Annotated in this window: 18 protein-coding genes and 1 tRNA gene; 4 read left to right on the forward strand and 15 right to left on the reverse strand. The window is 38.5% G+C overall.

Translation table 11 applies throughout. From position 1 onward, the window contains the following. Positions 1-27: 27 nt before the first annotated feature. The 10 genes from DEM91_RS06290 to gmd all read right to left on the reverse strand — a co-directional run bounded on the left by DEM91_RS06290 (position 28) and on the right by gmd (position 9,978). Positions 28-909 (reverse strand): polysaccharide pyruvyl transferase family protein, encoded by an 882-nt coding sequence (locus tag DEM91_RS06290; RefSeq protein ID WP_195252267.1) that lies wholly within the window; start codon positions 907-909, stop codon positions 28-30. Positions 910-914: 5 nt separating this feature from the next. Beyond that, on the reverse strand, positions 915-1,769 hold the full coding sequence (locus DEM91_RS06295) for a glycosyltransferase (RefSeq protein ID WP_195252268.1): 855 nt from the start codon (positions 1,767-1,769) through the stop codon (positions 915-917). 8 nt (positions 1,770-1,777) lie between these two features. Further along, positions 1,778-2,347, reverse strand: coding sequence for an acyltransferase family protein (locus tag DEM91_RS12680; RefSeq protein WP_410525629.1), 570 nt, complete (start codon positions 2,345-2,347; stop codon positions 1,778-1,780). Positions 2,348-2,990: 643 nt separating this feature from the next. Beyond that, positions 2,991-3,740 carry an acyltransferase family protein gene (locus DEM91_RS06300; RefSeq protein ID WP_249858341.1) on the reverse strand — a complete coding sequence of 250 codons (750 nt, stop codon included), beginning with the start codon at positions 3,738-3,740 and terminating at the stop codon, positions 2,991-2,993. A 56-nt stretch (positions 3,741-3,796) separates the two neighbouring features. Further along, entirely contained in the window at positions 3,797-5,326 is a 1,530-nt protein-coding gene (locus tag DEM91_RS06305; protein WP_195252271.1) for a lipopolysaccharide biosynthesis protein, read from the reverse strand. Positions 5,327-5,434: 108 nt separating this feature from the next. Further along, entirely contained in the window at positions 5,435-5,989 is a 555-nt protein-coding gene (locus DEM91_RS06310) for a plasmid pRiA4b ORF-3 family protein (protein WP_195252272.1), read from the reverse strand. Between the two features lie 88 nt (positions 5,990-6,077). Then, positions 6,078-6,290 carry a hypothetical protein gene (locus DEM91_RS06315; RefSeq protein WP_195252273.1) on the reverse strand — a complete coding sequence of 71 codons (213 nt, stop codon included), beginning with the start codon at positions 6,288-6,290 and terminating at the stop codon, positions 6,078-6,080. Positions 6,291-6,299: 9 nt separating this feature from the next. After that, complete coding sequence (locus DEM91_RS06320) at positions 6,300-7,430, reverse strand: hypothetical protein (protein WP_249858342.1); 1,131 nt, start codon at positions 7,428-7,430, stop codon at positions 6,300-6,302. Between the two features lie 188 nt (positions 7,431-7,618). Then, complete coding sequence (locus tag DEM91_RS06325; protein ID WP_249858343.1) at positions 7,619-8,830, reverse strand: GDP-L-fucose synthase family protein; 1,212 nt, start codon at positions 8,828-8,830, stop codon at positions 7,619-7,621. An 89-nt stretch (positions 8,831-8,919) separates the two neighbouring features. Next, complete coding sequence (gmd, locus tag DEM91_RS06330) at positions 8,920-9,978, reverse strand: GDP-mannose 4,6-dehydratase (protein WP_025072225.1); 1,059 nt, start codon at positions 9,976-9,978, stop codon at positions 8,920-8,922. A gap of 1,186 nt (positions 9,979-11,164) precedes the next feature. Between gmd and xpt the strand changes: the two genes are divergently transcribed. From xpt to DEM91_RS06345, 3 genes are all read left to right on the forward strand, one after another. Beyond that, positions 11,165-11,740, forward strand: coding sequence for a xanthine phosphoribosyltransferase (gene xpt, locus DEM91_RS06335; protein WP_025072226.1), 576 nt, complete (start codon positions 11,165-11,167; stop codon positions 11,738-11,740). Positions 11,741-11,759: 19 nt separating this feature from the next. Then, complete coding sequence (locus DEM91_RS06340; protein ID WP_025072227.1) at positions 11,760-13,136, forward strand: nucleobase:cation symporter-2 family protein; 1,377 nt, start codon at positions 11,760-11,762, stop codon at positions 13,134-13,136. Positions 13,137-13,354: 218 nt separating this feature from the next. After that, positions 13,355-14,227: an RNA polymerase sigma factor RpoD/SigA gene (locus DEM91_RS06345; protein WP_008125841.1), complete on the forward strand. Its 873-nt coding sequence runs from the start codon at positions 13,355-13,357 to the stop codon at positions 14,225-14,227. Between the two features lie 85 nt (positions 14,228-14,312). Here the strand turns inward: DEM91_RS06345 and DEM91_RS06350 are convergent, their stop codons facing one another. Genes DEM91_RS06350 through ileS form a run of 5 tightly spaced genes read right to left on the reverse strand, consistent with a single transcriptional unit; the run spans position 14,313 to position 21,778 of the window. Then, positions 14,313-16,007, reverse strand: coding sequence for a dipeptidase (locus tag DEM91_RS06350; protein ID WP_195252278.1), 1,695 nt, complete (start codon positions 16,005-16,007; stop codon positions 14,313-14,315). Positions 16,008-16,046: 39 nt separating this feature from the next. Further along, positions 16,047-16,970, reverse strand: coding sequence for a DUF4296 domain-containing protein (locus DEM91_RS06355; protein WP_195252279.1), 924 nt, complete (start codon positions 16,968-16,970; stop codon positions 16,047-16,049). Next, positions 16,963-17,616, reverse strand: coding sequence for a lipoprotein signal peptidase (locus DEM91_RS06360; RefSeq protein ID WP_195252280.1), 654 nt, complete (start codon positions 17,614-17,616; stop codon positions 16,963-16,965). Before DEM91_RS06360 ends, DEM91_RS06355 begins: the two co-directional genes overlap by 8 nt. Before the next feature lie 37 nt (positions 17,617-17,653). Further along, positions 17,654-18,034, reverse strand: coding sequence for a TraR/DksA family transcriptional regulator (locus DEM91_RS06365; protein ID WP_025072231.1), 381 nt, complete (start codon positions 18,032-18,034; stop codon positions 17,654-17,656). 57 nt (positions 18,035-18,091) lie between these two features. Beyond that, positions 18,092-21,778 (reverse strand): isoleucine--tRNA ligase, encoded by a 3,687-nt coding sequence (ileS, locus tag DEM91_RS06370; RefSeq protein WP_249858344.1) that lies wholly within the window; start codon positions 21,776-21,778, stop codon positions 18,092-18,094. Between the two features lie 1,102 nt (positions 21,779-22,880). Between ileS and DEM91_RS06375 the strand changes: the two genes are divergently transcribed. Next, positions 22,881-22,968: transfer RNA gene (locus tag DEM91_RS06375), tRNA-Ser, on the forward strand. The last annotated feature ends 187 nt before the right edge of the window (positions 22,969-23,155 follow it).

Consider the following 23,155-nt stretch of genomic DNA (forward strand, 5'->3'; position numbering starts at 1 on the left):
CTGTGAAACTCCGATGCTAAACACTTATTACGAATGAAGAGTAAATGGGCAGGCTTGAAGTATGCTCTTCATGTCGATATGAGGGTGTTGCCATTCGTCAACTTCTTTGAAAATAGTATCAAAAGACGTCTCTTCATTAACTGTAAGGGGCTGGACAAACGTTCGGTCTATAGATGAAGCATAATCGTAGAACTTAAAATACCCGCCAGAGATGTTTCCCGTTAATTCTATCCAGCAGTTGGGAATGCCGTATGCATCGGAAACTATCAATCCATGTAACGAACTGGAAGCTATCTGCTCGCAACTGCATATTTGGTCAATAACATCCGTCCACTTTCGATAATTGCCCAAATCTATAATTAATATATCAGGATGATTTTGCTTTATATTGAGAACGAACGGGTGTTGCTGATCAACAACATGGGGAATAATGCCCAGTTTGAACTTTTTATTGATAGTCTTTGGCTGATAATACAGTGGCAACAGTAAGGCTGGGTCGCCATAACTATCTGGACACGATATATTTCTATCTAATAGAAAGCTTTGAGTTTTCTTACCACGTACCGAACAAATCTGAACTGGCAACACAAAATTTCTATCTTGTCCAGAAACACCACTTCCCCAAACAACCGTTTGTGTATTTGAATAGCCAACGGCATCAAGTAATGTACCTATGCAGAGATAATTGCGTAACCGCAACTTTTTAGCTAACCAAAAATGCTGATATATAACAACAGGTCGCTTAGTCATACGGTTTAACAAATAATAATTTAAGTCATCACCCCAATTGCGGTGTCGTATGCCCTGCCATTTAAGACCATCCACATAGCCATTTAGCACTATCGCATTTCTGAAACACAATAGAAAACAATATTTTATCTGTATCCATATTTTCAGTAGAATTGTCATACTGCTTATCTATAGTTCTTGAAAGAAGGCATCAACGACTTATCTTTCAATAGTTTGGCTCGATATTTAAGACATAGGGGATGGAATATTGCACCTTGCATCATCGACCAAGCAAGTGGATAATCGGCATTTCTACCAAATATATCTCGCGCAGGATGTTTTTTCAACTCGTCGGCATAAGTCATAACCCGTCGTTTGGCTTCTTTATGCCACTCTATAGTAAGAGGTGTATGCGGTCGACAGACAAAGGCACCATTACCTATCAACAAGCGCCAATAAGTTTTAAGATCTTTTTGCAACGTTGCATCCTTTACATCTTGATACGCTGCCCCCAAGAACCCAACCTCAGGATAGCCAATGGCATACGCTTCCGAATTATCCAACCGATTAAAAGCATCTACCCAAGAATGAGAATAAGTTTTGATGTCTGCGTAACCTCCTCCATAATGATGCATAAAATAGGAACGTAAATAATCTGACTTATGATTTAATGACAAATATTGATAAGCTTCTGGCAAAGGGTCGTCGTCTTTAATATAGGCATCTAAATTTTTGGGAGTTATCAATTTAACATCAACACCACAAGTTCTTTCCAAAGAATTGATACCAGCCATGCGATTAGGCGTTATTTCATTATCTCCTGTCCAAAAGATATAAATTACCCTTGGAACCTTCTCATGCCAAAGGCAATGGGCTTCGTTGGTAGTTGCAGGAACTTCGTTGACCAAAAAGCTATTTGGATATTTCGTACTATCAAACGTGTAGGGCACAACATAGGAATATAACCATGTTTTTACTTGATTGTAATTCACGGCAGCCCAATAGTACACTTTATTATAAAGAAATTTGAAATTCCCCATAATAATATTTACATTTTTCTTTTCGTGAATGATTGACATAAAGAGTAACTCAACATTCGTAATCTATCTATCAGCACAGACAAGATGAATATGCCTAAAATAGCAAATAAAGCAAGTATAAAACCATAATTACTGCCTGATATGAGGCTTTTCATTAACATCCTATAATAAGGAAAGACGTACTCGTTGCAGTGGAACAGATAAACAGCTAAACTGGATGTCGCTATCACATTAACAATGTTGCTATGAAACTTTAAACGGCTGAAATACAATAACAAGGAAACAGAGGACAATATAACGAGTGGATTGCCATAATTGTACAATCTACTGTTTAGCGAAACCCGTAATCCATAATTCATCATAAGACATGCCAGGAAAGCTAACAACAAGGAAAGTCCTATGTACAGAAACAAATAAGTGTTTCTGTTTTTAAAAATTGGTGGATATTGGCGTACATACCTACCTATCAAATATAAACCTATAAACGAAAGTGCCGTTGTTCCATTCATCGTAAATTGTATTGATGCAGGTTCCAACCAACCATACACAAACATGAACAATAAATAACTTCCTAACATCACTTGAAACTGCCGTCTTGTCGCTGTTGCGACGAAACTATTGAGAACTGGTGAAAGGAGATAGAGTATAAGATATGCCTTGATAAACCAATAATCTCCTGTATTAAATAAAAATATATTTTTAATACTAAATATCGTTAATGAATGGGGGGGGGGGAGTAAGCATGAAGTATACAAAACCACCTAAAGAAAAAAACAATATCTGAAAAACAAACTCCTTCAGTCTATCTATAGAAAACCGAATGCCAAACCAACCAGAAATCAAAACAAAAACATCTACACAAACTATTGAAAGAGATTCTACAAAGTGTCTAACAAATGTTATATGGGGTGCAACGTTCCAATCTTCAATCGTTGGTGCACCTATTGATGAGAAATTGGCATGAACTACCATTACCAATAACATAGACACGATTCTTAATAACTCAAAATTTGAACTTCGATTCTTCACCCCAACACTCATGGTCACTTACAAATTTGCATCAAACAAGACTATACCTTAAAAAACTTAGAAATATAATCACCTGTAAAAATTCATTTTCTCTTACCTAATGCTAACGGAAAATTCAACAATAAAAATTTGATAGGATAATAACTGATGCCCATAATCATTGCTGCTATAATCCACGGCAGCAAAACAGTATCATCTAAAATAGAACCACCAAACACTTTGACCAACATAAAATAAAACATAAGAATAACTGAACCTATAATCCAATATGTTACAAGTACCCAATAAGGATGTACCTATGCAAAACATACCTGTCAAAAGAAGTACCTTCCATGAAGATAAATGTATCCACGCCTCTATGTTGTCTCTCATTATATAACCCGTCAACAAAAAAGGAAGACTGGGAACTACCCTATATAATTTATAAGGTATCAACGGATTTTCAGTTAACCAAATAGGCTCAACTACAAGATAGACAAGCAAAAGAATCAATACAACTTTTGCATATTTCGTAACAAAAGAAAAACATTTGATGTCCCCCATGAGAAATCGAGCACATAACAATGTAATGACAAACCACACCCCAGGGAACAAATAAATATATTCTAAATCTGGGTTTGTTACTCCACCCCAATATGGCAATAGACATCTTTCCATAAAATGAGAAAAGTCTAATGTTCCCTTTATCATTTTAGGAAGGATATACACACCTAAATTAACTACTGAAAAAAGTAAAATAGGAATACCGAATGCTTTCAGTGTCTTTTGCCAAGGATGCGGCTTGTACAAAAAACCTGATATAAAGAAAAAAGCAGGCATGTGAAATGCGTATATCAAATTATATTGCCATTTGATTGGAAAGCAGTGACCCACAACCATTAGATAGATTAAAATAACTTTTGCCCAATCTATCCAATGAAATCGTTGTATACGTTGTGTCATACTAATTATTTTGTAACTATTGATATCTATCGGATTGATAAAATAGAACTATTTGATTACTTACTTGCAATTCTATTTTTAAGAAACATGAGAGCCGCCTTTCTCTCGTTACATTCCATTCCTATAAAGCATATACAACACGACGTTGACAGAACACTTATCAGACATACAAAGAATACGCGTAAAAGCGAATCGTTCATATAGAAATAAACTACCAAGGGTAAGATAGCAGAGACAACAGAAACAGCAAAAACCTTTAATAAAACGTGTCGTATATATTGGAGATAAGTAATGTATATGTAATCCCTTACCAAATGTATTTTTACAAATATCAACAACGTATATACGATAATGTGAATGATATATGTGGATATCGGTGAGAAACCTATTTTATAAAAGATGAGAGTTACAGGGAACTCAATAAAAGTAAACAAGCTGGTAACTATTGCATATTTACGAATTTTCCCAGTTGCATGTTGAGACGTGGTCAATGTATTACCTAAGACAAACATCATTGTTGACAAAAGCGTAAGTCTTACGAAGGGGACAGAGTAGTCGGGCACTTGCTGCAACCAAAGTGTGAGTATCGTTTTGGTCTCTAAACATAACGGTAAGGAGAAAAACAACACGAGAAAAAAAGAATATTTTGCACCTGTGAAAACCAACTTTTGCATGTATTCATAATCGCCAACAGCATAAGATTTGGTTATCTGCGGATTTAATGCCATCATAAAATTAGAAACAAAATTCTCAACCATCGCATTTACCTGCACTGCAATACCTCTTGCCGCATTGAGTGTAACTCCGAAAAAAAGATTGATTAAAATATTGATACCCTGCGTATTGAGAATCCATGAAGCATTCCCAAATAAGCCCCAAAATGAGAAACCGCCTATTTCCTTCAACAATGCTTGGTCATATTTCAGCTTAAAGCGACACTCAGAAAAATGGCGACGACAATAGAGTACATAGATAGATTCCACTAAGATAGCCGCAAGCAGTAATAAAACCGCATAAGTCTTCAACTTGTCATAAGGAGAGAAAAATAGGGCAAAAACTACTGCCAACTTCAACACGGCATCCAATATCGTTAAATAAGCAAAAAGACTAAACCTTTCGTAAGCCACGACAGAGGCATGGTAAGGAGCCGTGTTCATGCTAAGCACAAAAGAAAGAATAGAACATTGTAAAACGAAGTTTGCTGCACCCATTCTATCGGGTGGAATATTCATCTTGGCATTGAGGAACCAAACACCCAAGACCTCAATGAGTACAACTATCACAATAGACATGACGAGTTGAACTAACGTAATGGTTGAGAAAATGTCCTTTAATCGCTCTTTGTTGCCTGTACCTACTTCGAAAGTGATAAATCTGCTAATTGACCCAGAAAGTGTCGATGTCAAGATGCCAAACATGGCTACCACTCCACCAACAACATTATAGGTTCCATAGTCGGATACACCCAAAGTTTGCAGGATGACCCGACTGGTATATAGACCTATCAGCAACATGACGAACATTCGGATATACATGATAGCCGTGTTTTTTGCTATACGTTTACTGTTGTGTTGCTGATTTTCCATTTTCTATTTAACAGAGTTAATGTTTTCTTAAAGATTTACGCCAATTTTTTCTGTTTAGTCTTATCTTCAATCAAATTCAATTTCTATCAAGAGTTATATAGTACTCCCTTACCACGGTTCAAACCCCGTTGTTTTTACGGCTTCCACATGTTTGTTTATCTCTTCCAAATCAATGAAAGCAGAATCGTCAATCTCTCCGTCCTCTTTCATATCTTCGTACTCCCATACACCGCCACTGTCTTCTTCGGGACAGGCTCCCTTACCTTTGATGCAGGTGGCATGGTCAGAATACTCGTCGAATACCTTCTCAAGCGTGATGTCGTGAATCCAGTCGTCGCCGAAATCATAGACATAGCAAAATTTCTTGATGATACCTCCGTCACCGAATAACTCTCCTACTGTGAACTTTCGGGCATCATAGTCAGGTCGACACCAATCCTCTTTATCCTCCTCTGCAATATACAGCGACTGACTGTATGGTTTATCACCGAAACAATACAGATGTTCGTTCCACCAGCCAAATGCTTCTTGAATCACGGCGTGGAATCCTGAGAAGGTGAAGTTGGCAGGTACTAATACGCGTCGCCATACGGGTGGATTGGTGATGCCTCTCAATTCAATCTTGAACTGATAGATTATCTTTGCTTTCGTATTTGATTTCATGATGTTATCTGACTTAAGGCTTGTTCTATAAATCGTTACCTATTATTATAAGAGAGAGAGATACTAACTATAGAAAATAGCATTTGTCTTACTCCCAACAATGATCGTCCCAAGAAGAGTCTTCGTCTTCAAACTCAAAAAGTTTGGAGTGCGCACCACTGGCGTCACACTCATTAGTGCTTCCTGTAGTATCTACATTACCTTCATTGTTTACTCCTGACTTGCCCGATTCTTCTAACAGATGAATTGTGCTATCGACGCATAAAACATCTATATGTGGAGTTATATAAATTTGACGCACGACTATATCTTATTTACATACACATATTATCTTTCCATTCTTGACGTAAATGCCTGGTGGCAGAGGTTGACTATCGTCCACTATCATTCCCTGCAAATTGTAAGTACGAGAGTTATGTGATTTCAATTCAGGAAGTATATCCATGATAGCGGTGGTTTCGTCATCAAACCGTATGGCGTATTTGCCATTTGATAATGCGTTTGAATTTTTCTTTATTCTAAAGAATGCACGCATACCATTCATTCTGTTATGCGACGAAGAGGGTTTATACAGTTTGTCACCGTTTCCAAGGAATAGTTCTGTACCGTCTGTTTGTAGCTCCGTGGGGTTAAAAGCACCCACGAAACAGAAAGCTCCCGTTGGATCGCTCACTACAGTAGGCATAGCATTGGTGTAAATGACATTCGTAAAAACAGGGTTCTCTACTGTCTTTGCAGGCTTTAGCAGATAGGGAACACCTGCTTTTATTTCCTTTGCTTCTGCAAAAATCATCGTACCATTCGCATCTATATTTCCCGTAAAAGTTCTTAATCTATGGGTGTTTCCAAATAATTCCTGCACTTGACTCTCCTCCACATCAAACGGCAAACAAAGGGTATTCCAATAGTCTTTGGAGAAAGTGCGCTGCACTTGATATGAATAAATCTCTTCAGATTTGATGTGTTGGCTTTGTAGCTCGTGCTGATCGGATAAAATGGAGGCAACTTCTATAAAAAACAAATATAAAGCTCCTTTTTCATATTTTTCCCCTTTCATTTCAACCGTAAGAGTTCCACTATTTATGTTACCCTCAGTAATATAAAAATTACTTAAGTCATCATTGAGATCTTCTTTCTTTTTCGTGTATTTACGTGTATCACTGAATTTCTCTTTATCCGAACCGAGGGTCATGCTTACTTCGTAACCTCTCCCTTTTCGTCCTTTTGCTATATATGTGGACACTCTTACCAAATCCACATCCTTAAACGGTGTTGTGGTTTCTAAACAAATAATCTGAGATTTTTCTTCTTGTTTCCCCACATGCAGGCAATCCACATCGCTATCAGCAAGCGCTCCATCTACTGTCAATTTCCATTGATGACCGTAAGATTTATCTGCTGCATAAAATGTTTGCGGAGTATGCTTTCTATTTTTATACACGCAATTTTTGAACAACTCTTTAAAATAAAACCTTTGTGCATGAGTTTCTACCGTCCCAAGAAATAACAGTATCAACCATAACAGGCAAAGATTTACATACGTTTTCATGAGTAATGATTTGAATGGAAGTGTTCCTCTGTTATTAAGTTGATAAACGAATCAGACTCGCTAAAATCTATCCCTTATCTTTATCCTTGCAGCGATTGCCTGTACCAGTCGTACAACCATTGCACGCCCTGCTCTATTTCCACCTTGTGCGTCCAACCCAAAGAGTGCAACTTTGACACATCGATGAGTTTGCGCGGAGTACCGTCGGGTTTACTTTCATCCCACACAACGATTCCTGTAAAACCAACGGTTCGTACAATAAGTTCGGAGAGTTGCTTAATGGTTAGTTCCTTTCCCGTACCTATGTTGATATGACAGTTGCGTATCTCGCCAAGTGAGGGAATAGCACCACCACGTCCCTCGCTATTGTTTCGATTTACCTCACCATCGGTAGCAGTGCCGTAAAACACGCTCGAATACTTCTCAATACCGATGATGTCCTTAAAGTCTACATTTAGAAGGATGTGTACCGAAGCATCTGCCATATCCTCACTCCAAAGGAACTCACGCAATGGCGAGCCTGTTCCCCAAAGGGTTACCTTATTGTTTTCTATGCCATAAAACTTCAATGCCTGCAAGATGCGTTCTTTACTACACTCGCCGTCAACATTGTCTTTTCCTATCTGCTCTGCCAAAGCCTTAACAGGATTAATCGGTCGCTTGTTCATGTCCACCCGAATGGCTTCCCAGTTATCCTCATGAATCAGTTTAGCCAAATAGATCTTGCGCATCATGGCAGGCATCACATGACTGTTCTCCAAGTGGAAGTTGTCATTGGGACCATATAGATTAGTGGGCATCACCGCAATATAGTTCGTGCCATATTGTAGGTTATAACTCTCGCACATCTTCAGTCCGGCAATCTTGGCAATGGCATATTCTTCGTTGGTATATTCCAATGGCGAAGTAAGCAGCACGTCTTCTTTCATGGGCTGTGGTGCATTCTTTGGATAGATGCAGGTGGAACCCAAGAAGAGTAGTTTTTTCACACCATATTTATAAGCTGACGAAATCACGTTGCATTGCATCATCATGTTTTGCATGATGAAGTCGGCTCGGTACAGACTGTTCGCCATGATACCTCCCACGAAGGCAGCGGCTAACACCACTGCATCAGGACGTTCTGTCTTGAAAAAGTCGTCAACGGCTTGCTGATTGGTTAAATCTAATTCGCTATGACTGCGCCCTATCAGCTGGCTGTATCCTCTTGCTTCAAGATTCTTCCATATCGCTGAACCCACTAAGCCGTGATGCCCAGCAACGTATATCTTAGATGTTTTTGATAATGCCATGATTGATGAATAGGTCTTCTAAATTTTCTAGGGATACTAGGAAACCTAGGAATACTAGGTAATCTGGAAAGAAAAAACTATTTTCCTTACTATTTCACATTTTCCAAATCATACTCTGTCATCTTTTTAACCAGTTCTTCAAAGCTGGTTTGGCGAGGATTCCAGCCTAACTGTTCTTTCGCCTTTGTTGGATCACCGAGCAATTGTTCGACATCTGCGGGTCGGAAATATTTGGGATCCACCTCTACCAGCACTTTGCCAGTGGCCTTGTCAATGCCTTTTTCATTCATCCCCTTATCACGCCATTCAAGTTCAATGCCAGCATGATGAAATGCCAAGGTAGCGAAATCGCGCACACTATAATATTCGCCTGTGGCAATGACGAAATCGTCAGGCTGCTCTTGCTGCAGCATCAACCACATACATTGTACATAATCGGGCGCATATCCCCAGTCGCGTCGAGCGTCCAAGTTACCTAAATACAGTTTGTCTTGCAACCCATGCGCTATACGTGCAGCTGCCAAGGTAATCTTGCGGGTCACGAAATTCTCACCCCTCCGCTCGCTTTCATGATTGAACAAAATGCCGTTGCAACAATACATGCCGTAACTCTCGCGATAATTCTTCATAATCCAAAAGCCATAGAGTTTTGCCACAGCGTAGGGCGAACGTGGATAGAAGGGGGTGGTTTCTTTCTGTGGCACCTCTTGAACTTTTCCAAAAAGTTCGGAAGTGCTGGCTTGGTAGATGCGACAACTCTTTTCTAAGCCGCAAATACGCACTGCTTCCAACAGTCTGAGTACACCTATGGCATCCGTATCTGCCGTATATTCAGGAACATCAAAACTCACTTTGACATGACTCTGTGCTGCAAGATTATAGATTTCGGTAGGTTTAATCTCACCAATGATACGAATGAGAGAGGACGAATCGGTCATGTCAGCCCAGTGCAAATTCACTAAGCGAGACTGTTTCATATCCCGCACCCATTCATCTAAATACAAGTGTTCTATACGTCCTGTGTTGAAAGATGAGCTACGGCGAAGAAGACCATGTACATCATATCCCTTATCAATCAAAAACTCTGCAAGATAACTTCCATCTTGTCCGGTAATACCAGTAATAAGAGCCACTTTGCGATTTGTCATAAATATAAAATTAAATCATGAATATTATAGGTGAGATTTCATCTCATGTTGAACGAAGTGAGCGATTCTGGATTTCAATAAACAGAAAAAAGTAACTTGATAGCGAAAAAACTTATCCCTCGTCGCACAAGAAAAAACCTGAATTGAAACATCAACACACCCATGAATGCTCCTCCAAAGGGTTAAAAAACAGAGACACCCTCCTCTCCTTGTCAGTCGTTACTAACAAGCGATATAGGGTATCATCTCCATTTTTCACCTCCACTGTAGGGTTGTTCAAACCCGCAGAGCTTTCATTATGAAGTGTATTTGTTCAGTTTGCAAAGATAATTATTTTTATTTACATCGCAAATGTTTGTATCTCTTATTTCACACCAAAGAAACTGCAGATTTCGCTAAAGAAAGGGGTTTATTGTAAAGAACAATCTGCTTTTGGCTTCTGTTATAGCCATTATCATTCAATGAAATCCAATCATAAAAAAGCGTTGGTAAAATTGGTGATGCACTGCCTTGTTCAAAGAAAATAAATGCTGAATTTTCTTTACAAAGTATCTCTCATAACTCGCGTGAAAACATCCAACGGCAAAGTTGGTCGCAAATACGCGAATTATGAGAGACTTTTATAACACGTTGATATTGAACATATTATACATAAAGAACATATTTTCACTCCCTTTTTTACCGTTCATTAGCGGCTAAAGCATTAAGATAAGCCTGCAATTTGCATGCTTTAAGGCTGTTATGTCATGTAAATAACACCTCTAATGAGTGTTTCCAAGGCTGTTAAGTTAATGTTCTAACTTGAAAAGGCGTTTATTTTTGTAAAATCAGCGTAATTTTATATATCGTTTGCCTATTAAATTTTTCTATTTTGAAGATTTTAGATGGTCGTTTTTTGGTAAAATTACAGGACAAAAACGTCTGATGTTTTTAGCAAAAATAACAAGAAAAAACGCAACTCTTTTATTGATGTGTAATTACTATTGCAGCAAACGAGGGAAGCAATGTGATGCAGTTTATTCGTTAGACACGGTGCTGAAATAAAAGAAAAAAGATTATTTTTTACGATAAGCCACCCTATCTTAAATAAAAAAGTCGTGCATTATCCATACAAAATACTAAGCATTTTTGCTTAGCTCTTGCATCTTTTTAGTAACTTTGCACGCATTACAAAAATGCAGCTCAAATGAAAACATTAATTGACCGTATCTTGAAAGACGGGCGTTGTTATCCTGGTGGGATTCTAAAAGTAGACAAGTTTATCAATCACCAAATGGATCCCAACTTAATGAAAGCTATTGCCATTGAGTTTATTAAAAGATACAGTTCTACTGAAATCAATAAAATATTAACCATCGAAGCTTCAGGTATTGCACCCGCCATTGTAATGGGACTCTTGTTGGATCTTCCTGTTGTGTTTGCGAAGAAAAAGAAAGCTTCGACCATGGACAACATCTTATCCACTACAGTATTCTCATTTACCAAGCAACGGGAATATAATGTAGTTATTAGCAAAGACTACCTGACCCCACAAGACAAGGTTGTGTTTATTGATGATTTCCTTGCTTACGGTAATGCAGCAAAAGGAATCATCGACCTTTGTCAACAAGCAGGAGCAGAATTGGTAGGCATGGGGTTTATTATTGAGAAGACTTTTCAGCATGGTCGTGAAGTGATTGAAGCGGCAGGCGTTAGATGCGAATCATTGGCGATGATTGAATCACTCGATGACTGTAAAATCAAATTGAAAGGAATTGATTAACTCACAACACCAGCGACAAATGACGACTTCAACAAAACCACAAGAGCCTATCCTTCATCATCAAACCGATTTAATTTATGGTCTACATGATAAGCCGCAACTTAGAGAAGCCTTGTTTGCAGCGCTGCAACATCTTTTGGCTATTTTTGTGGCAATTATCACACCGCCTTTAATCATTTCAAACGCACTGAGCTTTGACCTTCATACAACAGGCTTTCTTGTATCTATGTCATTATTTGTTTCTGGCGTTGCCACCTTTATACAGTGTCATCGCATTGGTCCGATAGGAACAGGACTGCTTTGTATTCAAGGAACAAGCTTTTCATTTATTGGGCCCATTATTGGTGCTGGCATGTTAGGCATGATTGGTGGAAAAATAGATACAGAATTGGCATTAGCCTACATATTCACAGCTTGTATGTTTGCTTCAGTGGTGGAAATGTTTGTAAGTCGAATTTTGAAATACACTCAAAAAATTATCACTCCGCTGGTTTCTGGAATTGTGGTTACGCTCATAGGTATGTCTCTCATCAAAGCAGGCATTAACGCTTGTGGTGGCGGAGCAGCGGCTGAAGCTAACGGAACCTTTGGGTCGTTAATGAATTTGGGATTGGCTGCGTTGGTTTTGTTTGCCATCATTTTCTTTAATCGTTCGTCAAACAAAATCTTAAGAATGAGTTCTATCGTCTTAGGATTAGCCATTGGCTGCGTTGTAGCGTATTTTTTAGATATGATACCATTCGATGCGACACAAGATTATGGTGGGTTCAACATTCCTATACCGTTCAAATATGGTTTTAGGTTTGATATTTCGGCAATCATCTCTTTAGGATTAGTATATCTCATCACAGCAATTGAGGCGTATGGTGACATCACAGCAAACTCCCTTATCTCGGGTGAACCCATTCAAGGGCGTACGTTTGAAAAGCGAGCCGCTGGTGGTATTCTTGCCGATGGTTTTAACTCAATGTTGGCTGCCATATTTAATTCATTCCCAAATTCCATTTTTGCTCAAAACAATGGCATGATTCAACTCACAGGAATAGCAAGTAGATATGTGGGTTATTACATTGCAGGAGCTTTAATATTGCTGGGGCTGTTCCCTGCAGTAGGAATTGTTTTCTCTTTAATTCCTGCTCCCGTTTTAGGAGGTGCTACCCTCTTGATGTTTGGTACCGTTGCCGCAGCTGGCATTAAGATTATTGCCGCTACCAAAATTAACCGAAAAGCCATACTTGTTATGGCGATTAGTTTTTCCTTAGGATTAAGTGTTGAAATGGTACCTGACATTCTTAATCAAATGCCTGAGACCATTCGGAATATATTTTCCTCTGGTATTACAACAGGTGGATTAGCGGCTATTCTCACGAACTCACTTATCCACATCAAAGACTAATCGATAGATGAAATGGTCCGCAAATACAGCCATTAGGAACAACAACCCTGTTATATTTACCAGATAACAGCTCTTTTTATAATTATTTAAATATTTTACAAACAACATCATTCGTTATTCTCGTTATTTTTCCTTACCTTTGTACAGATTTTCTGCACACATTTTTCGTGCGTATATAAATATATTGTAATCAAAAGTTAGAAGTAAGGATATCAAAGATGAGACAATTAAAAATTCAGAAGAGTATTACCAATCGTTCAAGTGAAGCATTAGATAAGTATTTAGTGGAGATTGGTCGTGCCCCTTTGATTTCTATCGACGAAGAAATAGAACTCGCTCAAAAGATTAAAAAGGGCGGACCAGAAGGCGAAAGAGCAAAGGATAAGCTTGTTACAGCCAACTTAAGATTCGTCGTATCTGTAGCAAAACAATACCAACATCAAGGACTTACCCTGACAGACTTAATTGATGAAGGCAATATAGGGCTTATTAAAGCCGCTCAAAAGTTTGATGAGACACGTGGTTTCAAGTTTATTTCGTACGCTGTTTGGTGGATTCGACAAAGTATTTTACAAGCCATTGCGGAACAAAGTCGCATTGTGAGACTTCCATTGAATCAAGTAGGATCACTTAATAAGATTAATCACGAAATCAACCGATTCGAACAAGAACATCATAGACGCCCTTCTATCACAGAATTATCTGATGCAACAAACATCGACGAAGAGAAGATTGGACAGAGTATGATGGCAGACGGGCATCACGTAAGCATTGATGCGCCATTTCAAGACGGTGAAGATAACACCATGTTGGATGTCATGCCAAGTGGAGATGACAGTAGGACGGACAGACAGGTTGACCATGAATCAATGGCACAAGAGCTTAACACCGTATTAAACAAGGTGCTGAAAGATCGCGAAATAACTATTATTAAAGAATGCTTCGGCATTGGATGTCACGAAAAGGGACTCGAAGAAATTGGCGATCAATTAGGGTTAACCCGTGAACGTGTTCGACAAATTAGAGAAAAGAGTATTGCCAAGCTCCGTGACAGTGGTAATGCAAAAATCCTCATGAAGTATTTAGGATAAGAAATCTAACGAGTAGGAGATAAATACCATTAGTGTGTTTATCTCCTACTTGTTTAGTTGCATATAGAGTTCTATCTTATAAATGCTATTTTTCCGAAGGAACTAAATATTTATCGCCTGTTCGTCTAACAATTTCTTTGGCATATGAAGCGGGGAAACCAGGTCGCTTTACTCGTGAACCTAATCCTGTTTTGGTTCTCGTGAATTGTCCGTTCTTCACAGGTTTAACAGCCATGTCGTTGTATTTAACGATTAAGAAGATAGCCAATTGTTTCCAACGACTTAGCATCTGTTGGGCTGTCTCATTAGAATATTGGTTGAGATACTGGATTGCTTCTGCCTTGTTGTTTTTATACAGACGTAAAGCTTCTTCTTCCACTGCATGTTGCTTTTTGAAATATGACAATTCTAACGAGTCACGAACAGCTTTCACATCTGGAAACATTTGTTGATAACGAGGATAGACCATATTGCTTACCCAATTGCACACCCAATAGGCATTTTTATCAGAAAATGTTACAGCATCTGCTCCCGGCGTATGATAGCATTCAGGCTGCGATGTGTTTCCACAATAAATAGGCGTATATGCTATCATATTTCCATCGTCATTGCCAAACCAGAGCAATCCTCCTATTTCTCGAGGCAACCAACTTCGCATCTGACTTACATAAGTAAATCCTGACTGCTGGGTGGATGTTGGTCTTTCATTAAAATAGGTCTGCTCACCAACTTTATACTTTAGTGGTGTTGGACGATAAGGCATTTGCCAAATACCTCCTCCGATATCAACACTATCTATTGCCAAGGGTGTTCCTTCATAGTGATCGCGCATGCAAGCCTGTACGTCTTGAATACTTACTTTCTTTTCAGGGATAATCCATAGCGGCATATCTTCTGCATTTGGATCTTTACCTAACGCCCATGGCAAATACTTGGACATATCTTGAAAGTGATTGAAGAAGCTCCAAACTCGCGCATCACAAAACCTACGTCCAGAGAAATCAGGTTTTGCATAAGCTTCCTTCCATGAGAAATCTGCATCTTTACCAGTGTACCAACCTTTCTTCCTCGCAAACTCAACAACATCTTTAGAATAGAGAACATTCTTTTTATCCTTCATATTAAATTTACCAATTCTGCTTTGGTTGGCATGACCACATACCGCATTATCAGGAATACGTATCGCTACCCATACGGTTCCTTTGCTTCCAGGACCTTTACCCATCATCTCCATAATCCAAGCCTCATTTGGATCACAAATGGTGAAAGTTTCCCCCTCACTATTATATCCATATTGATTAGTCAGAGTTGTCATAATACGAATCGCTTCTCTGGCGGTCTTAGATCTTTGCAACGCAATGTAAATCAGTGAACCATAATCAATGATACCTGTTGTATCTACCATTTCTTCACGACCTCCATAAGTTGTTTCACCTATGGTTACTTGGTATTCATTGATATTCCCAATCACATTATAGGTTTCGGCTGCTTCTGGTATCTGTCCATGATAAACATTGGAATCCCAATCATAAATATCACGCATTGTACCTGCTTGATGCTTTCCTGCAGGAAAATGATTAAGTCCGATAAATAGTCCATAGTCATCGGCATTGTACGTACAAATGACAGAACCATCAACAGAGGCATTTTTCCCGACAATAAAGTTGGTACATGCGTTTGTTGTTTGAGAACTAAAAAGGAGAGCGACGAATAAAGCTATAAAAGCGATAGCCCGTGTTAGATGCTCATGGATTTGAAAAATTTGCTTCGTTCTTTTCATAGATATAAAGTTTAAGTATTTTTTGATGATTATAATTTATTATTGAGACACACTTTGTACTGGACGAGAAGCGTCAACCTCTCTCCTTTTTGGTTGCATTCCTCGATTCGGGGCAGCTCTCAGAGAGTCATGCATGAGCGTGCTATCCACATTTAGTGAATCAGATTGCTGCTTTGTCTTTTTCTTTTGTACATGTATTTTCACCAAAGAGATGTTGGTCAATATCATGAGCTTGAATGTTGTACTATAAGCATCTGCTGGATTGTTATTATTCAATAAGAAATAACCCCGTATCTCTTTAATGCCAATATTATTGTCATCTGAAATTTGCGTAGTATAGTGATTCGGCGTAGATACATAAAGAGTTTGAGTGGCAACACTGTCATTTTTGAATTTTACTGCCATGATAGCCACCGCATCACGTGTACCATCTTGATAAATGAACTGAGCATCGAAATTAAGAAAAAGTCGATCGCCAGGCTTAAATGTTGAATCTGCCTGAATAGTGTAAGAACTTACATTAAAAGGTCTGTAAGGACTGAGAACCATTGACCGATTATCACGCCAAATATTAGCGGTATCTCCGCTGGCAGAGTTCAATTGATATCTATTGACTTGACTTGCTGAAGCACCCAAAGAAAGAGCATCTTTACTCATTCTATTTGATAAAGATTCATAAATATGTTGCAGGAGTCGGGTGTGACGCGTATAATAAACCATTGATGAATCAAATTCAGCTTCTGAAACACCATGTTTTTTTAAGACAGCAGCCTTGTATTTTAACATCAAAGAAGCATCTTCATAATTTCCTCTGTACATCGCATCCGCCAAGTGGTAATCGTATAAAATATCCTCCATTTTATCCTCTTGAATGTATTGTTTCGGAACAGAGGGCTTGCACGATATCAATGTCAGCAAATAGAATATCGAACATAAACAATATGTAAGAAGTTTCTTACTCATTTTTGCTAATCGATGTTTCTTTATCTTGAATAGTACTGCCAATATTCTCTAAATCTTTGCGATAAAAAAGCAAAAGGATTATCACCCCAACACTGATGCAAGCATCGGCAAAATTAAAAATTGGAGAAAAGAAAATAAAGTCTTGTCCTCCAAAATGGGGAACCCAATTAGGCCATGTAGACACAATAAGAGGGAAATAAAACATATCTACCACCTTACCATGTAAAAAAGAAGAGTATCCTGAACCAAAAGGAACAAGCTCTGCAACTTGATAGGGAGTTGAAGGTGTGAAGATTAACCCATAGAACATAGAGTCGATAATATTTCCCATAGCCCCTGCCAGAATCATAGAAAGGCAGATAATATAACCCTTCGTATGTGGTCGCTTCAAGAGTTTGGTCATATAGAAGATAATCACGCCAATAGCTACTAACCTGAATAGGCTCAAGACTAATTTGTTGATAAAGGTTATGCCATAAGCCATTCCGTTATTTTCTATAAATCTAATATAGAACCAATTGGTAATCCGAATGGAATCATCCAACGCCATATTGGTTTTGACCGCAATCTTTATGATTTGATCTATCAACAGTATCAATACGACAATAATGACAGCCAGCTTTCCGTCTGTGATGTATCTTTTCATACTCCGTTGAGTTAATTAGAATGCAATAGAGAAAATATTAATGTTTCCTTGCATTCTTAGATGCAACGCTTAAAGTAGCATGAGGTACTACTCTTAAACGTTCTTTTGGAATCAACTCGCCCGTGATACGATCAATTCCATAGGTTTTATTCTTTATTCGAACCAATGCTGCTTCCAAACCTTGAATGAATTTTTGTTGACGAGCCGCCATCTGAACCAAATCTTCTTTAGTTTGTGTCGTGCTTCCTTCTTCCAATGCTTTATAGGTAGGAGACGTGTCATCAGTGTCATTCCCATCTTCATTCATGATTTGCTTCATCATGCTGGTATAATCTCTACGAGCCAAAGCTAATTTCTCGTTTATAATAGCCTGGAACTCTTCAAGTTCCGCATCGCTATAACGTTTTTTCTGTTCCATACAGATAAATTTTATCAATCTAATTAATCAATTGAGTTCTTCAAACTCTATTCTCTTTTATATTACATTCTTTTTTTCAATGAGGATATGAAGTTGGAAATCATCAAAATCAGTCTCTACTCCATCGTTCTCGTTGATTTTAATTTGATTAGCAAGAACTTGACTTTTGATGTAATCACTGTAATCTTGAATTGCTGCATCACTGTTTTCATTTGGTGAAATGACCACATCAATCCTGTCGGTAATTTCAAAATTGTTTTCTTTTCGTAAGTTTTGAATACGATTGATGAGTTCACGAGCGATTCCTTCTTTCTTCAATGCTGGGGTTAATTCAACCTCTAAAGCAACAGTTAGATTTCCCTCATTAGCAACCAACCATCCTGGAATGTCTTCACTCACGATCTCAACATCCTCCCGACTAACGGTTACCTCTTGCTGGTCTACAGAGAAAGTTAGCTGACCGTTCTTTTCAAGCATTGCAATATCATCTTGTGATACATTATCCATATAGTTCGCAATGCCTTTCATAAGTTTGCCAAACTTCTTTCCCATAGTGCGGAAATTACACTTTATTTTTTTGACAAGCATTCCTTGTCCCTCAATAAAGTTCACTTCTTTGATGTTCACTTCATTTTTCACCAAGTCGGCAACTGCTTCAATTCTGCGTTTTTGTTCTTCGCTTGTTGCAGGAATCATGATTTGCTGGAGTGGTTGTCGCACTTTGATATTTACTTTTCTTCGTAGTGCCAAAACCATACTGGTTAGCTTTTGTGCAATCTCCATTCTTGCTTCCAAGTCCTCATCAATGAGCGACTGGTCTACTTTGGGGAATTTATCCAAGTGAACACTTGCTAATGCTCCACCCAAATCTGCATACAGTTGATCTGAAAAGAAAGGTATAAACGGTGCTGCAAGTTTGCTAATGGTCAATAAGCACTCATACAGGGTGTTATAAGCGGACAATTTATCTTCGCTCATTTCCTTACCCCAGAACCGTTTGCGGTTAAGGCGTACATACCAGTTACTTAAGTCGTCATTCACAAAGGTATCTATCAATCTCCCAGCTCGAGTTGGGTCAAAGTTATTCAAATCATCTTCCACTCCTTTGATGAGAGAGTGCAACTTCGAAATAATCCATCTATCAATTTCTGGCGCATCTTTTAACTTTGTCTTATCAAAACAGCCTGTCGGTTGAAAATCATCGACATTTGCATATAGTGCAAAGAATGAATAAGTGTTGTAGAGTGTACCAAAGAACTTCCTACGAACCTCATCCACTCCTTCTTCATCAAATTTCAAATTATCCCATGGACTTGAGTTTGTCATCATATAGAACCGAACAGCATCAGCTCCATACCGTTCAATCATATCAAACGGATTTTTGACATTCCCCAAATGTTTGCTCATCTTATTGCCTTTGGCATCAAGAACCAAACCTGTTGAAATCACATTCTTAAAGGCTACGGAATCAAATACCATGGTGGCAATGGCATGGAGCGTAAAAAACCATCCACGTGTTTGGTCCACGCCCTCGTTAATGAAGTCTGCGGGGAAGAAAGCTGGTGGAATCGGTGTACCGATATAATTACTCTGTACCATCGCCTGACGAGCGTCCTCGCCTGTCAGTGTCTGTCCTTCTGCATTCTTCAGGGAAACTCCTTCTGCCATTTCTCCTTCAAATGGATAGTGCAATTGGGCATAAGGCATAGACCCACTATCAAACCACACATCTATCAAGTCTGATTGGCGATACATTGGTTTCCCCTCGTCATTGACAAGTACTATCTGATCGACATAGGGACGATGCAAGTCTACCTTATCATAATTTTCTTTAGAGAAATCACCTGGCACAAATCCTTTTTCCTTCATTGGATTTGAACTCATTTGTCCTGCAGCAACACTTTTCTCTATTTCATCGTACAATTCGACTAAGCTACCTATACATTTCTCCCCTTTTTCGTCATCTCGCCAAATAGGCAAAGGCGTTCCCCAAAAACGACTACGACTCAAGTTCCAGTCATTCAGGCTCTCTAACCAGTTACCAAATCTTCCTGTTCCTGTTGACTCTGGTTGCCAACGAATGGTATTATTGAGCTCTACCATACGTTCTTTCTTCGCAGTATCTTTGATAAACCAACTGTCCAACGGATAATATAAGATAGGTTTATCGGTTCGCCAACAGTGAGGATAGTTATGTACATGTTTCTCAATCTTGTAGGCAGAGCCTTCCATTTTCATTTCCAATGACATCACGATGTTTAAATCATCGGCTTTTTCTGAAGCTTTTACATCCCAAATACCATTTGGATTAAATTGAGGATCGTAAGCATTTTTTACATAGTCTCCCTCATGCTTGTGGTATTCAACAACATCAACACATTTATCCACAAAATTTTGATCCAGTTCTACAAGGTTGTAGTATTTTCCTTGAAGATCGACCATCGGGCGAGTTTCTCCCTTTTTGTTGATGAGATAAAGTGCTGGTATATGTGCATCTTTTGCCACTTTAGCATCATCAGCACCAAAGGTAGGTGCGATATGTACGATGCCTGTTCCATCGTCAGTGGTAACATAATCGCCAAGAATCACTCTGAAAGCTTCACTTTCCATTTCAACAAAGTGATCTTTGTTATTTTCTGCCACAAATACTTTGTCGGGATGAGCCTGAGCATACTTGGTGATGAATGGTGCAGCATTGCTGTCCACCTTTTCCGTGGGTTTTACCCAAGGCATCAGTTGCTCGTAATGAAGTCCTTCAAGTTTCTCACCTTTGTGGTGATTGATAATCTTGTAGGGTACTACTTTGTCTCCCTTACTAAAAGCAGGCAAGTCGACATCCTTCGCCACTTCACCCTCTGTGGAAAGATATGCACTCACTCTTTCGTACGCCATGATGATGTTTATTGGCTGGGCTGAATATGGATTGTAAGTCTGTATCGAAACATAATCGAACTTTGGACCCACACACAGTGCTGTATTAGAAGGAAGCGTCCATGGCGTGGTAGTCCATGCGATGAAATAGGTATCTCCCCATGAATTTAAGTCTTGCGCTTCATCCAACTGTGCCACACTATCAGGAGTAAGTTTGAACAGACCTGTGACAGTCGTATCTTTCACATCACGATAACATCCGGGCTGATTAAGTTCGTGTGAACTCAATCCCGTTCCAGCAGCAGGTGAATAGGGTTGTATGGTATAACCTTTGTACAATAGACCTTGGTTATATAATTGTTTTAGAAGCCACCAAAGGGTTTCTATATATTTATTATCATAAGTGATATATGGGTGGTCTAAATCTACAAAATAGCCCATTTCTTCAGTCAAGCGACGCCATTCCTCCGTGAATTTCATGACGTTTTCCCGACATTTTCTGTTATAATCTTCAACAGAGATGTAGTGTTCGGATGCTTTGTTGTCAATATCCTTTTTAGTAATGCCCAACTCTTTCTCAACACCTAACTCAACAGGCAGTCCATGGGTATCCCATCCTGCTTTGCGCAAGACATGAAAACCCTGCATCGTCTTGTATCTATTGAAAGTATCTTTAATCGCACGTGCCAACACGTGATGAATACCAGGGTGTCCATTTGCCGAGGGAGGACCTTCAAAGAATATAAATTGTGGACAGCCTTCCCTTTCTTTGATAGAGCGATGAAAAATGTCGTTCTTTTCCCATTTCGCCAATATCTCTTCGTTAGTTTTCTTCAAATTCAAACCTTGATGTTCGGCAAATCTTTTACCCATAAATATACTTTATTAGATATGTTTTGTTATTTAGAGCGCAAAGGTAACAAAAAAACTTATCATTAACAAACTTATATCTTCTTTTTCAGTTTGCTGTTTGTTTACTAATTTTGAGGACTAAAAGGATTCATATTGGTAGCCACACAATTGCTATACGCACTTACAACGGGTGCCAAGATTTTAATGAACTCGGTAGAAAATCCCAAACGATTTGTAAACTTCTCATCTTTTTTGACGAATATAAGAGACACGAAAATTTCTGCTTTTTCTTATTTTTTATCAGTTTTTTATTTGTGTAATTTGTCCTAAAAAATGACAATAAAATGAGCGTTGAAAAAAGACAAAATAGAAAAAATCAAGCCACAAATTCTATGCTATTATGCACAAAAACGGCCAAGAAAACTTGTTTTCTGTCCTATAGCATTGAGTTAAGGCGATTGGAAACATGTTATAAGGGCACTAATAACACGACTTAAAGTGCTTGAAGCATGTTAATAGTCGTATTGAAGTGATGTTTTTCAAGAAAAAAAAGACTATTTGAGGAGCCGAATTTCTTCCAAATTTATATATCATACTGAAATACAACACTTTATGAAAAGTGCTCATAATTTCAATATTTTGAACGAAGGAGGAAGGTAGTTGAAAATATCGCAGCTATGCAAGGGGTGTTGTAAAATATTTTCTGAAAATAACCAAAGATTTTAGGCTGGTTCTATAAATTAGCTTTGTTAGATTTTGAGCTTATTTTTGAGGTCAAAATGCAAGAGCGTGAAGGAGTGTAGCGAGCTACACGACTGAACAATCTTACATTTTGAACCAAAAAGAAGCCAAAAGATAACAAAACGTATTTCATAAAATTTTAATGACTATATGCGGTGGTAATTTATAGAACCAGCCCTTAACTAACAAACAACCTTGTTATTATCGTGTGGAACGAAGACAAAACCAAAAAGAAAGTAAGTTTTTGAGGTGATGTTGGAGAACGTTTATTCTTATCCATACAAACAGAGCTGGTGCGTTGACGTTGAATTGTTCCCTAAGAATTAAATGGTCTAAAATTTTGGAGATTGCAGAATTATGTTTACTTTTGCAAGGCAAATTAGGAAGATTGGCAGAGTGACCGAATGCGCTGGACTCGAAATCCGGTATACCCTTTTTGGGTATCGGGGGTTTGAATCCCTCATCTTCCGCTTCTTGGATATAGCAAAAGGATACGATTTCCGTTTTTGAGTTCTTCTGCTATTCCAATCTTTACAATAGATTGATAAGCCTTCTTTGTTCGCTTTTAAGGCTGGTTCTGTAAATTAGCTTTGTTAGATTTTGAGCTTATTTTTGAGGTCAAAATGCAAGAGAGTGAAGGAGTGTAGCGAGCTACAC

This window comes from Prevotella sp. TCVGH (assembly GCF_023522295.1).
In the GTDB taxonomy this organism is placed as follows: Bacteria; Bacteroidota; Bacteroidia; order Bacteroidales; family Bacteroidaceae; genus Prevotella; species Prevotella timonensis.